We start from the raw sequence: 12,883 nt of genomic DNA, 5'->3' as shown, positions 1-12,883 counted from the left end.
CGGCCTGAATCGGAGAAAGACCCCACGGCGATGACAAGCAGCGAGAGCGCCACCACAGTCCTGATCCACCTTGCCGGCGGCGTCGCGCTGCTGATCTGGGCGGTCAGGCTGGTGCGCACGGGCGCGATGCGGGCTTTCGGGGCCTCGCTGCGCCATGCCCTGGCGAGCTTCACACGCAATCGCTTCGCGGCTTTCGGCAGCGGCATCGCGGTCACCATGGTGCTGCAGAGTTCGACGGCGACGACGCTGCTGGTCTCCTCCTTCGCCGGCCGCCGCCTGATCGTGCCGGCAATGGCGCTGGCCGTGCTGCTCGGAGCCAATCTCGGCACTTCGCTCGCCGCCTTCGTGATCTCGATGGATCTGGGCTGGATCTGGGGGCTTTGCCTGGCCATCGGCGTCGCGCTCTATCTGGCGAATGAGGCGATGGACCGCGCCCGCAATATCGGCCGCGTCTTCGTGGGTATCGGGCTCATCCTGCTCTCGCTGATCGAACTGAACGCGGCAGCGGCTCCCCTGGCCCAGTCACCGGTCTTTCGCACGCTGCTGGGCGCGATCGGCCATGAACCGCTGCTGGCGGTCCTCGTCGCGGTCGCCGCGACCTGGCTGACCCATTCCAGCATCGCCATCATCCTGTTGATCGCGACCTTTGCGGCGTCCGGCCTGTTTCCGCCTGCGACCGCGTTGACCCTCGTCATCGGCGCCAATCTCGGCAATGCGCTGATCCCGGTGCTGGACCAGCTCGGCGCGCCCGCGCTGCAGCGTCAGGCCGCTGTCGCCAATCTGTTCACCCGGCTCGTCCTGGCGCTCCTGGTGCTGCCCTTCGTCGCGCCTCTGGCAGGCTGGCTCCAGACGCTGCCGACGCTCGATTCACGTCTCGCCATCGAGTTCCATGTCGCGCTGAACCTCGTCGGCGCGCTTGTGTTCCTGCCCTTCGTCGCGCCGGTGGCGCGGCTGGTCGAACGCTTGATGCCGGGCAAGGAGGCGCCTGACGCGACCGTGCGGCCGCGCCATCTCGATCCCTCCGTGCTCGACAGTCCCTCAGAAGCTCTGGCCTGCGCGATGCGTGAGGCGCTGAATCTCGGAGACCGCGTCGAATTGATGCTGCGCGATACGATGACGCTGCTCGAAAAGGACGAGTTGAAGCTCTCGCGCGCCATCGCCCAGGCCGATGACGGGGTCGATGCGATCCATGAATCGATCAAGCTCTATCTCGTCCAGGTGTCGCGCAACGAATTGACCGAGGAGGAGAGCCGCCGCCTGCTCGAGATCATCACGCTGATCACCAATCTCGAGCATATCGGCGACATCATCGACAAGAACCTGCGCGAACTCGCCGAGAAGAAAATCCGCAAGCGCTATGCCTTCTCGCCCGAAGGCCTGGCCGAGATCCGCGACTTCCACCAGCGCGTCTCATCGGGCCTGGTGCTGGCGCTCAACGTCTTCGCCAGCCGTGATCTCGCTTTGGCGCGTCAGCTTTTCGCGGAGAAGGCGATGATGCGCGATGCCGAGCGGCGCGCGACCGAAAGCCATTTCCAGCGGCTGCGTAGTGGGCGGGCGGAATCGATCGAGACCAGCGCGATCCATCTCGACATCATCCGCGACCTCAAGCGCATCCACGGCCATGTCGCATCGATCGGCTATCCGATCCTGGAAAGCGCCAATGCCCTGCGCGAGAGCCGTTTGCGTGAGGCGCAGGAGGCGCAGGCCCAGCAGGAGGGGCGTCTGATGCCGGCTCCGCAATCGGGCCTCTGATCAGCCCGGCACTGGTGCGGCCAGTTTGCGGATGGCCGTGCTCAATTCGGGCTCGTCGACCAGATCGGCGGCGTCTTCAGGCTTGAACCACTGGCTGCGCCGCTGGCCCTGCTCGGCCCAGCTTTCGAGCTGCCGCTCGACTTCGAGCAGATAGAGCTTCACCATGCACAGCACGAAATGGTCGCGCATGCGCTTCCAGTAGATGTAGCGGCCAGCCGGTTTGGCGCTGATCTTTCCGATCACCCCGGCTTCCTCAAAAGCCTCGCGCGCTGCCGCCTCGTGGTTCTTCAATCCCTTGATCGGCCAGCCCTTGGGCACGATCCAGCGCTTCGTCGTGCGCGAGGTCACGAGCATGATCTCGGTCGTGCCATCGTCCATGCGCCTGATCGGCATGGCAGCGATCTGTAAGCGAGCCTCGCCGGGCGTGCGCTTGGCCTTCTTCATCGTGGGGTGGCGTCTCCATGGCTGCGCGAAATCGAGTGCGCCTGGCGCGAATCAGGCGCGACCGAAGCTGGTAGAGTGTCACGCATCCCAGGCCGATTGGCGACGCCCTTGGCCCCGCGGCGACCATTCGACAACAGCTTTGTTGGGCCGCCAGGGCAAAGCCGGCTCCGGACCGATCCGGCGATCTTTTGCCGGAGCAGGACCGCGCGCGCGTTTGTGGTGCTTCAGCCGCTGACGGCCTCGACGCCGCACCATTCCGCCACGAACAGCGCCATCGATCCGGTGATGCGCTTCAGCGAGGCCAGGCTGACGCGCTCGTCGAAGGCGTGGATGTTCTCGCCCATCGGGCCGTAGCAGAGCGCCGGAATCTTGTCGTAGAGCGCGTGCACGCGGGCATCGAGATAGGCTGCCGTCATGAAGCTCTTCAGCGGCGCTCCGAGCGCCGCCTCATGCGCGCGGCCGAGCACGGCTTCGGCTTCGCTGCCGGGCGCGAGCACATAACCCTCCGCCCAGAAGCCGTTGAAGGTCACCTTCGGCGGGTTGTTGGCGAGGAAGGCATCGGCCCGCGACGCGGTTCGGATGCAATCCTCGATGCGCTTGGCGGTCTCTTCTGCGGTCACGCCGGGATAGAGCCCGACGCGGCAATCGACCCGGCACCAGCACGGCACCGAGGACGCCCAGTCGCCGCCCTCGATCTTGCCGATATTGAGGTTGATCGGGTGGGGCTGGTCCTCGAAATGCTCGCGGCCGGCCTTCTCGGCGTTGAACTCTTCCTCCAGCTTGCGCAGCGCCGCGACGACGCGATAGGCGGCGTCGATGGCGTTGGCGCCAGCGCCCATCTCGCGCACATGCACCGGCACGCCGCGGACCTCGAACTGGAACCAGAGCACGCCGGCATTGGCCCGGGCCAGCATCTCGTATTCGGGCTCGGGGATCAGCGCGGCATCGGCGCGGTAGCCGCGCAAATGCGTCATCAGCGCGCCGTTTCCAGTCGATTCCTCCTCGACGACGGACTCCAGATAGAGCGTCGCAGCCGGCTGCAGGCCGATGCGCTTCAGCGCGTCCAGGCAGTAGAAATTGGCGCCGGCCCCGGCCTTCATGTCGGCGCTGCCGCGGCCATACATCCAGTCGCCCTCGATCACCGGGTCGAAGGGCGCATGCGTCCACTGGTCGACAGGGCCGGTCGGTACGACGTCGACATGCGCCTGCAGGATCAGCGAACGGCCGGTCTCCGCGCGCGGATGATGGATGCCGACGACGATCGGTGCATCGGAATGCGTGTCGGAGAATGGCGCGCCACCGGGATGGGCCGCGATCGCCGCCTTGTCCATCGCAAAGCGGTCCATGGTGAAGCCGCGATCCTTCAATGCCCGGAAGACGAAGTCCTGGCAGGTGTGCTCCTGGCCCCGCAGCGAGGGAAAGCGGATCAGTTCCTGCGTGAAGGCGATCTGCTCGGCAAAACCGGCCTCGACGGAGGCGAGAATCTTGTCGCGAAGGGCGGGATCGAGAGGCATGGGCTGGGCTCCGGCAGGTGGAACAGGCGGCAGGCAGGGCTTTGCGCGTCATGGCCGGGCTCGACCCGGCCATCTCTAAAACCAGTATCGCCTCGCCCCAGGATTCTCGGGGCTGCGTTGCGCTCCACCCAGGATTGACGAGGGAGCGCTCATTAGTGCCCGAACCGCCCGCCGCCGGGAACGGCCGCCAGCAGCTGCCGCGTATACTCGTGCTGCGGGGCGGCGAACAAAGCCGCCGTCGGGCCGGTCTCGACGATGCGGCCGCGCTGCATCACCGCGATGCGGTCGCAGATCTGCGCAGCGACGCGCAGATCGTGGGTGACGAACAGGATGGCGAGACCGAGCCGGCTTTGGATATCCTTGATCAGGGACAGGATCTGCGCCTGCACGGAGACGTCGAGCGCCGAGACCGCCTCATCCGCCACCAGCACGTCGGGTTCGAGCGCGAGCGCACGCGCAATGCCGATGCGCTGGCGCTGGCCGCCGGAGAATTCATGCGGGTAGCGGTCGACCGCATTGGCGGAGAGGCCGACGAGTTCGAGCAATTCGCGCGCCTTCATCAGGGCGGTCACGCGCGCCACGCCATGCGCCACCGGCCCGTCGGAGATGATGCGGCCGACGGTCTGGCGCGGGTTGAGCGAGGCAAAGGGATCCTGGAACACCATCTGGATGCGCTTGCGGTGCTGGCGCAGCGCGGCGGGCCCGAGATCGCTGAGCACGAGATCTCCCGAGCCTTGACCACTCAGTACGATCCGCCCGCTATTGGGTTCGATCAATCTGAGGCAGCAGCGCCCGACCGTCGACTTGCCGGAGCCGGACTCGCCGACGAGCCCGAGCGTCTCGCCCCGGACCAGCGAGAACGAGATGTCCTCGGCTGCCCTGACCTCGCGCGCCGTGCCGAAGAAGGAGCGCTTGCGATAGATCTTGCCAAGCGCCTCGACGCTGAGCACGGGCGGGCTCTCCGGCAAGGCCGGTCGCACGGGCGGCACGAGCGAGGGCACGGCGGCGAGCAGCTTTTGCGTATAGGCATGGCGCGGGGCGCCCAGCACTTGGTCGGCCGTGCCTTCCTCGACCAGCACGCCCTTCTCCAGCACGGCGATGCGGTCGGCGATCTCGGCGACGACGCCCATGTCATGGGTGATGAACAGCACCGCCGTGCCGTGCTTGTGGCGCAAATTGTCGAGGAGCTTGAGGATCTGCGCCTGTGTGGTGACGTCGAGCGCGGTCGTCGGCTCGTCGGCGATCAGGAGCTTGGGTTCCAGCGCCAGCGCCATCGCGATCATCACGCGCTGGCGCTGGCCGCCCGAGAGCTCGTGCGGATAGGCCTTGGCGAGGCGCGGGGGGTCGGGCAGGCCGACCTCGGCCAGGAGTGCGATGGCGCGCGCGCGCCGTTCGGAGGCTCCGTGCAGCCCATGCGCCTCGAAGGTCTCGATGATCTGGTCGGCGACCCGCATCACCGGGTTGAGCGAGGTCATCGGCTCCTGGAAGATCATGCCGATCTCGCGCCCGCGGACATCCTGCATGGCAGGCTCGTCGAGGCTGAGCAGGTCGCGTCCGGCGAGCCTGATCGCACCGCCTGCAGGCTTCACCGCCTTGGGCAGGAGGCCCATCACGGCATGGGCGATCATCGATTTGCCCGAACCGGACTCGCCGACGACGCAGAGCGTTTCGCCGGGCGCGATCGCAAGCGTCACGCCTTCGACCGCATGGGTCCGGTCGGCCAGTGCCGGCAGGGCCAGCGTCAAGGCCTCGATGGAGAGAACGGGAGGGGCCTTTGGAGAGATAGCGCTCATTCGCGGCCTCGTGCGAGGCGCGGGTTCAACGCATCGTTCAGCCCCTCACCGGCGAGGTTGAGCGCCAGCACGGTCAGGAAGATCGCAAAGCCCGGGAAGAAGCTGATCCACCAGGCGTCGAGCAGGCGCGTGCGCCCCGCCCCCACCATATAGCCCCAGCTCATCAGGTTGGGGTCGCCCAGTCCCAGGAAGGAGAGGGCGGATTCGAGCAGGATCGCCGAGCCGATCATCAATGAGCCCATCACGATGATCGGCGCCACCGTGTTGGGCAGCACCTGGCTGAAGATGATGCGCGGCGTCGATTGGCCGATCGTGACGGCGGCCTGGACATATTCGCGCGTCTTCAGCGAGAGCACCTCGCCGCGCACCAGCCGCGCCACTGGCGGCCAGGAGACGACGCCGATGGCGAGCACGATCGAGCTCAATTGCGGCTGCAGGATCGCAACCAGCACGATCGCCAGCGCAAAGGAGGGAATGGTCTGGAAGAACTCGGTGAAGCGCATCAGCGCGTCGTCGACGAAGCCCCCGGCATAGCCGGCGACTGCCCCGAGCGGCACGCCGATCAAGAGCGAGACGATCGTCGAGACGACGCCGATCATCAGCGAGACGCGTGCGCCATGGACCATGCCTGCCGCGATGTCGCGGCCGAGCGTGTCGGTGCCGAGCGGGAAGCGCTCCAGTGCGAAGGGCGCCATGAAGGGCCGCCCGACCATGCGCCAGGGCGAGCTCGGATAGAGCGAGGGCGCCAGCAGCGCGAAGGCGACGACCGCGAGCAGGATCACCAGGCCGAGCACGGCGCCGCGATTGCGGCAGAAGCGTTTGAGGAAGTTCATGCTCCCGCCTCGATACGCGGATCGGCGATGCGGTAGACCAGATCCGTCAGGATGTTGAAGCCGACGACCATGGCCGAGGACATGAAGAAGACGCCGAGCAGCACGGAATAGTCGCGCTGCACCAGCGCGTCGAACATCAACCGGCCGATGCCGGGCCAGGCGAAGACCGTCTCGGTCAGCACCGCCCCGCCGACGAGCTGGCCGGCCTGCAACCCCGCCAGCGTCACCACGGGCAGGATCGCGTTGCGCGCCACATGCCGCCGCGAGACGATGCCTGGCGAGAGGCCCTTGGCCCGTGCCGTCTTGACGAAATCGGCGCCGGCGACCTCGAGCATTGAGGCGCGCATCATCCGGGCATAGAGCGCGGTGAAGAACAGGCCCAGCGTCAGCGCCGGCAGGATCAGGTGGTGGCCGATGTCGAGCGCCCGCGCCAGCCCCGTGTAATTCGCGCCGATCGTCTCGTACCCCACATTGGGCACGAGGCCGAGCTTCAGCGAGAAGACGATCTGGCTCATCAACGCGATCCAGAACAGCGGCGTTGCGTAGAAGACAAGGGACAGCGTCGTGATCAGGCTGTCCGACCAGCGCCCGGCGCGCCTTGCGGCCAGCGCCCCCATGACGATGCCGAGCGCGAGCGAAAGCGCGAAGGCGGCCCCGGTCAGCAGCAGCGTCGCGGGCAGCCGATCGAGCACGAGGCTGAGCACCGGCTGCTGCTGGCGATAGCTGAAGCCGAGATCGAAGGTCATGTAGCCCTTGATGTAGATCCAGAGCTGCGTCGTGATCGGCTCGTTCAGCCCGAAACGCTGGCGCAGCTGTTCGAGCAACTGGGCGTCGGCGGCGCCCGCTTCGCCGGCCAGCACCTGCGCCGGGTCGCCCGGCGCGGCGCGGATTAGGAAGAAGTTCAGCACGGCGATGGCGAAGAGCACGAGAACGCCCTTCACCAATCGGCCGGAGAGAAAGTGGAGGAGGTTCATTCAAGGCTTTCGTGAAGCGTGTCATCCCGTGCGCGCTGCGGCGCGACGTGCCGCTGCGCCGACACGGGACCGTCACCAGGAGAGAGCACGGCTTGGAGCCTCACTCTGCATGCGATCCCGGATCGCCGCTGTGCGACGTCCGGGATGACACGATCCTTGCGGACCGTGTCACTCCTTCCACGCATCCCGGAAGCCGTCATTCACGCCGACCGCGCTGTTGACGAGGTTCTTGACGTTGCAACGATAGATCGTCGGGAAATCCATCTCGAGCTGCCAGAGCACGGGCACGTCGTCGGCGAGGATCTTCTGCACTTTCGTGTAAAGGTCCTGTCGAGCGCTGTCCGAGGGCGCGATCGCCGCGTCGGCGAAAAGCTTGTCGACCTCCGGGTTCACATAGGCGCCCTGGTTGCCGAAGGGATTGCCCTTGACGATGTTGGTCGAGATGTAGTTGCGCGCCACGCCCGTCGCCGGATCGCCGAGCTGGTAGAGATAGTTGAAGGTCATGTCGAAATCGCCGTTGCTGGCCTTCTGGGTCCAGCCCGGCACATCGGTGGTCTCGATCGAGACGTTGACCCCGGCATCGGTGAGGTTCTGCTTGATCGCCTCGGCCCAGCGGCTCCAGACCTCGCCATAGGGCAGGGCGAGCAGCTTGATCGGCTCGCCCTTGTAGCCCGAGGCCTTGATCAGCTCCTTCGCCTTGGCGACGTCGTAGGCATATTTGGGCACGTCGGCCGAGTAGAACTTGGTCTTCGACGAGATCGGTCCGGTCGGCAGCTTGCCGAGCCCGCCCCAGACCACGTCCTTGCCGAATTCGCGGTCGATCGCGAACATCATGCCCTGGCGGAACTGCTTGTTGGCGAGCGGGCCGCCCTTGGCGATGTTGGGCGTCAGCCAGGCATGAGGCGCGAACATCTCCCAGCCCTTGGTGGTGACGCAGCTATTGGGCAGCTTGGAGAGGCGGGCGACGTCGTAGACATCGACAGAGCCGCCGGTCAGCACGTCGATCTTGCCGGTCTCATAGGCGACGGCGCGGGCAGCCGCGTCGGGGATGATCTGCCAATAGATCTCGTCGAGGTTCGGTTTGCCCTTCTGCCAGTAGTTCTCGTTCTTGACGAGGTGGATATAGGAGCCCTTCTTCCACTCCTTGAACTTGAACGGCCCGGTGCCGATCGGCGTGTTGTTGGCAGGGTTGGCGCGGTAATCCGTGCCGTCATAGATGTGCTTGGGGATCATCGGCGCGCCGCCGACCTCCTGCGACAGGATCAGCGGGCCGAAGGGCTGCTTCAGCGTGATCTTGACGGTGAGGTCGTCGATCTTCTCGATCTTCTCGACCTGGCCGTTGGCGATCGGGCGCCAGCGCGGATGCACCTCGCGCAGGAACTTGTCGAGCGAGAACACCACATCGTCGGCGGTGAAGGGCTTGCCGTCATGCCAGGTTACGCCGTCCTGGAGCTTGAACGTATAAACCTTGGAATCGGGCGAGATCTCCCAGCTCTTGGCGAGCGAAGGCTGCGGCTGGAGCTTCTCGTCATAGCGCAGCAGCGATTCGTAGATGTTGCCCGCGACCATGTTGGTCGGGCCGTTCTGGTTCAGCCCCTGCATCAGCATCGGCGGCTCCGGCTGCACCACGACGTGGATGCTGCCGCCCTTCTTGGGCGTCTGCGCCGACGCCATGGACGGCGCCAGCGCGAAGGCTGCAAGCGCGGTCGTCACGGCGAGATGCCGGCGGAATGCTGAACTCGTCATCATTGTCTCCCACTGCCTCGACTGTCTTAATCGTCGGTCGCATCTTTTTTCGCGATCCGCCCCGCCTCGAACTAGATCATAGCTTGGTCGTGCCGCACAGGGCCGGAGCCGCTGCCGGCATCGGACATGAGAACGCCCCCAAACGGCCTCCGCGGCTTTGCCTCCACGGCCCAGCTCGCAAGAGAACGATAACGAGGCAGCGCGGCGATCGTCCAATAGCCTCTGCCTATGCCAGCGATAGCCGCCCGAGCGGCCTTTGTAGGCAGTCGCGACGGATTTCTGCCCGCTGCGATGCAGGTTCTGTCGTCCCTGTCCATTTCTGCCGCAATGCAGGCAGGAAAGCAGGAACGATGCCGCAAGGCGTCCGCCGTCAGCCTTTCCGCGACAATGCGAAGGCACCCGCCGCATCCGCCGGCATTGCCCTGCGCAGAGCGGCGACGAAGCTCGGCTGCGCAATCACCGCCAGCGCCTTCATCGCATCGGAGCCTGTCTCGCGATCCTCGACCAGCATCGGCACGCTCTCGCGGATCGCCTCGTAGAGTGCCCTGGTGGCGGGGGCGAGCCGGGGCCGCTTGCCGATATCGACGGCCTGGGCCGCGACTACGGCCTCGATCGCAAACAGCATGCGCAGGGGCACGAGCTGTTCTTCCAGCTTGCGGATCGTCAATGCCGTCTGCGGCGCATGGTCTTCGACGCTCTCCGAGACCGGCAGCGCATCGCAGCTCGCAGGTGCTGCCTTGAGGCGGATCTCGCCATGCAGATAGGAGGCGGTCTTCTGCAGCGAGTTGTAGCCGTTCGAGGCACCGCCGACCGGCGAGAGATATTTTGGCAGGCCGGAAAGATGGTGGTTCATCATCTTGATGGTGCGGTAGGCGCTGGCCGTCGCCAGATGCGTGTTGACGATCGCCATCATGTCGAAAGCCAGCGCGATCGCCGGCGTATGGAAATTCGCCGTGGACAGGATCAAATCGTCATCGGTCATGACCAGCGGGTTGTCGGCCGCCGCATTGATTTCGGTTTCGACGCTCTCGACCGCCGTCTCGAAGCTCGTCAGCGCTGGCCCGTAGATCTGCGCGAGCACGCGGAAGGAGAGCGCGTCCTGGATCGAGCGGGCCGCGCCTTCGTCATGGAGATAGCTGCCCGCGAGAACCGCGCGGAACATCGCCGCCGCCCGCTCCTGGCCACCGGCCGGCCGGGCGGCTGCGAGCCTGGCGTCGAAGATCTGCGGATTGGCCGCATAACCCTCATCTGTCAGCCCTGCGATCGCGACGGAGGCGAGCAGGATGTCGGAGAGCTCGGCCAGCACCTTGGCGGCGTGGCCGCAGCTCACCGCGCTCGCATTCAGGATCGCGAGCCCGTCCTTGGCGGCGAGCGTCGCCGGCTGCAGCCCGGCCGAGGTGAACGCCTCCATGGCGGCGCGCTTTTCACCCTTCACGAAGATCTCGCCGCGCCCGATCACCGCCGCGCCGAGATGGGCGCAGAGCCCGAGATCGCCGGCGCCGATCGAGCCGCGCCCGGGAATGACCGGCGTCAACCCGGCATTGAACATCGCCACCATCGTGTCGAGCACCGGCGGGGAGATGCCCGAGCCGCCCTGGGCGAGGCCGATCAAGCGGCACAGCCACATGGCGCGCGCCGTCGCCTCGGGAAAAGGCTCGCCCATGCCGATGCAGCGCCCGCGCACCATCTGGACCTGGAACGCCTCGATCTGAGCCTTGTCCAGGCGGAAGGCGACGTTGCCACCCAACCCGGTGTTGAGCCCGTAGATCGGCGCATCGCCTTGCGCATAGCGCTCCACCACCTTGCGCGCCGCGACCACCTTGTCGCGCGCGTCAGGCGCCAGCGCGACCGTCGTGCCGGGGCGGCTGGCGGCCATGACGAAGCCGAGCCCGACCGGCGCGGCGCCCAGAAGGAATTCGCTCACGCTGAAGGATCTCCGTCGATGCCTTGCGATGTGCAGGCGGTGGCATGCGGCGCCGGCGGCGCTTCAGCTGGAACGGTAGCCGCAGCCTCGACAGCCGCGCAACAGCCCTCCCATCCACAAAAGGCGCGAAGATGTGAGCATTGCCGTTGCGATTGCTGACAGAACTGGCAGCGCAGCCCTTTACCTCACCCCTCGATCCGGCGGACGATGGCGGCAAGGGGGATCTTCCCGGCCGCTCGTTCGTTTGCCGACGGACGCCGTCGGAAGATCGATGGACAGAGGAGAGCGATCATGCAGAACGATCTGGAGCTCAGCGTTTCCCGGCGCGCCTTCGTGGCGGGCTCGGTCGCCGCCACTGCGAGCCCTCTGCTCGGCGCGATGCCGGCCCAGGCGCAGGCCAAGACCAGCATCGCGGTGCGCATCGAGCGCGACATCACCGTGCTCGATCCCGCCTTCCGTGGCGGCCCGCATGACGCCAATGTCATCCGTTGCGTCTATCAGCGCCTGATCAAGCAGAAGGACGGCTCGGTCGAGACGGAGCTCGATGCCGCAGCCGAGCTGAAGCAGGTCAGCCCGACCCTGATCGAGTTCACGCTCAAGCCCGGGCAGATGTTCACCGACGGCTTCGGCGAGATGACCGCCGAGGATGTGAAATTCTCCTTCGAGCGCTTCGCCGTTGCGCCCGTCGACGGCAAGATCTCGCCCTATAAGGGCGACTGGACCGGCCTGACCGGCGTCGAGGTCACCGGTACATATACCGGCAAGATCAACCTCTCGCAGCCCAATGCCGGCCTGCTCGCCATCGCGATCGCCGACGCTTCGGGCTGCATCGTCTCGAAGAAGGCGGTGATGGCGCGCGGCGTCGAGCACAACACCAAGCCGGTCGGCTCGGGGCCCTATCAGGTCGTCTCGGTCGAGAAGCAGCGCGGTGCCGTGCTGAAGCGCAATCCGACCTATTCGGGCGCAAAGCCGACCTTCGAGGAGATCAAGGTCAACTTCATCCAGGATCCGAAGACGGCGGAACTGGCGCTGCGCTCGGGCGAGCTCGATTTCGCAGTGCTGCCACCGGCCATTGCCGAGCCGATGCGCTCGGCGCAAGGCATCGTCGTCGATCAGTCGCCGGGGCTGGCCTATGTCTGGCTCGGCATCAATATGGAGAAGGCGCCCTTCACCGATCTGCGCGTGCGCCAGGCGGTCAGGCTCGCGCTCGATGTCGACCAGATGCTGCTCGCCGGCTTCAACGGCAAGGCGCCGCGACTGAACACGCTGGTCATGCAGCCGATCCTCGGCGCCTGGACGGAGGCGCCGGTCTATAAGCGCAATGTCACTGAAGCCAAGAAGCTCCTGGCGGAAGCCGGCCAGACCGCGATCAAGACCCGCATCACCATCCTGAACCAACCAGCCTACCAGACCATGGCGCTGGTGGCGCAGGCGCTGCTGAAGGAGGTCGGCATCACCGCCGAGCTCGATGTCCAGGAAGGCGGCACCTATTGGGACGCCGGCAAGGGCGAGGCCGGCAAGAATCTCGATCTGTTCATGATGCGCTTCAACGGCAAGCTCGACCCCAACTTCCTGATGCAGTGGTTCGTCTCCAGCCAGATCGGCACCTGGAACTGGCAGCGCTTCAACAGCCCGGAATTCGACAGGCTCTATCAGGAGGCGATCGTCGAATCCGATCCGGCCAAGCGCGCCGCGATCGTCATCAAGGCGCAGCAGGAAATGGACAAGTCCGCTGCCTTCGTCTGGCTGACCAACGACGTCGCCTTCGCGGTGCGCCGCGCCTCGGTGAAGCCGGCCTATCTGCCTGGCGCGCTCGACTGGCAGCTCGACCGCTTCACGAGCGTTTGAGCGGTTGGCCGGTTACTCGGCGATGATCGGCGCTTCAAGGCAGCCTCTTCGTCAT

9 protein-coding genes are annotated in these 12,883 nt (G+C 66.2%); 2 read left to right on the top strand and 7 right to left on the bottom strand.

Translation table 11 applies throughout. The features are described from left to right. The first annotated feature begins 30 nt into the window (after nucleotides 1-30). Complete coding sequence (locus ACSQ3P_RS12120) at nucleotides 31-1,752, top strand: Na/Pi cotransporter family protein (protein ID WP_436165807.1); 1,722 nt, start codon at nucleotides 31-33, stop codon at nucleotides 1,750-1,752. Here the strand turns inward: ACSQ3P_RS12120 and ACSQ3P_RS12115 are convergent, their stop codons facing one another. The 7 genes from ACSQ3P_RS12115 to ACSQ3P_RS12085 all read right to left on the bottom strand — a co-directional run bounded on the left by ACSQ3P_RS12115 (nucleotide 1,753) and on the right by ACSQ3P_RS12085 (nucleotide 10,980). Continuing rightward, nucleotides 1,753-2,196: an NUDIX hydrolase gene (locus ACSQ3P_RS12115; RefSeq protein WP_436165806.1), complete on the bottom strand. Its 444-nt coding sequence runs from the start codon at nucleotides 2,194-2,196 to the stop codon at nucleotides 1,753-1,755. 224 nt (nucleotides 2,197-2,420) lie between these two features. Continuing rightward, complete coding sequence (locus ACSQ3P_RS12110; RefSeq protein WP_436165805.1) at nucleotides 2,421-3,710, bottom strand: ArgE/DapE family deacylase; 1,290 nt, start codon at nucleotides 3,708-3,710, stop codon at nucleotides 2,421-2,423. Between the two features lie 152 nt (nucleotides 3,711-3,862). Beyond that, nucleotides 3,863-5,503, bottom strand: coding sequence for an ABC transporter ATP-binding protein (locus ACSQ3P_RS12105; RefSeq protein ID WP_436165804.1), 1,641 nt, complete (start codon nucleotides 5,501-5,503; stop codon nucleotides 3,863-3,865). Then, a complete protein-coding gene (locus ACSQ3P_RS12100) occupies nucleotides 5,500-6,336 on the bottom strand; it encodes an ABC transporter permease (RefSeq protein ID WP_436165803.1) in 837 nt (278 codons plus the stop codon). The genes ACSQ3P_RS12105 and ACSQ3P_RS12100 overlap by 4 nt, the downstream gene beginning before the upstream one ends. Beyond that, the gene (locus tag ACSQ3P_RS12095) at nucleotides 6,333-7,310 is read right to left on the bottom strand and encodes an ABC transporter permease (protein ID WP_436165802.1); all 978 of its coding nucleotides are present in this window, start codon (nucleotides 7,308-7,310) and stop codon (nucleotides 6,333-6,335) included. The genes ACSQ3P_RS12100 and ACSQ3P_RS12095 overlap by 4 nt, the downstream gene beginning before the upstream one ends. A 168-nt stretch (nucleotides 7,311-7,478) precedes the next feature. Continuing rightward, the gene (locus ACSQ3P_RS12090; protein WP_436166245.1) at nucleotides 7,479-8,984 is read right to left on the bottom strand and encodes an ABC transporter substrate-binding protein; all 1,506 of its coding nucleotides are present in this window, start codon (nucleotides 8,982-8,984) and stop codon (nucleotides 7,479-7,481) included. A gap of 442 nt (nucleotides 8,985-9,426) precedes the next feature. After that, the gene (locus tag ACSQ3P_RS12085) at nucleotides 9,427-10,980 is read right to left on the bottom strand and encodes an HAL/PAL/TAL family ammonia-lyase (protein ID WP_436165801.1); all 1,554 of its coding nucleotides are present in this window, start codon (nucleotides 10,978-10,980) and stop codon (nucleotides 9,427-9,429) included. Between the two features lie 291 nt (nucleotides 10,981-11,271). On the opposite strand from ACSQ3P_RS12085, the gene ACSQ3P_RS12080 reads away from it, so the two are divergent. Further along, nucleotides 11,272-12,828, top strand: coding sequence for an ABC transporter substrate-binding protein (locus ACSQ3P_RS12080; protein ID WP_436165800.1), 1,557 nt, complete (start codon nucleotides 11,272-11,274; stop codon nucleotides 12,826-12,828). Nucleotides 12,829-12,883 lie beyond the last annotated feature (55 nt).

This window comes from Allobosea sp. LjRoot9 (genome assembly GCF_964252745.1).
In the GTDB taxonomy this organism is placed as follows: Bacteria; Pseudomonadota; Alphaproteobacteria; order Rhizobiales; family Beijerinckiaceae; genus Allobosea.
This window is presented reverse-complemented; position numbering and strand designations above follow the sequence as displayed.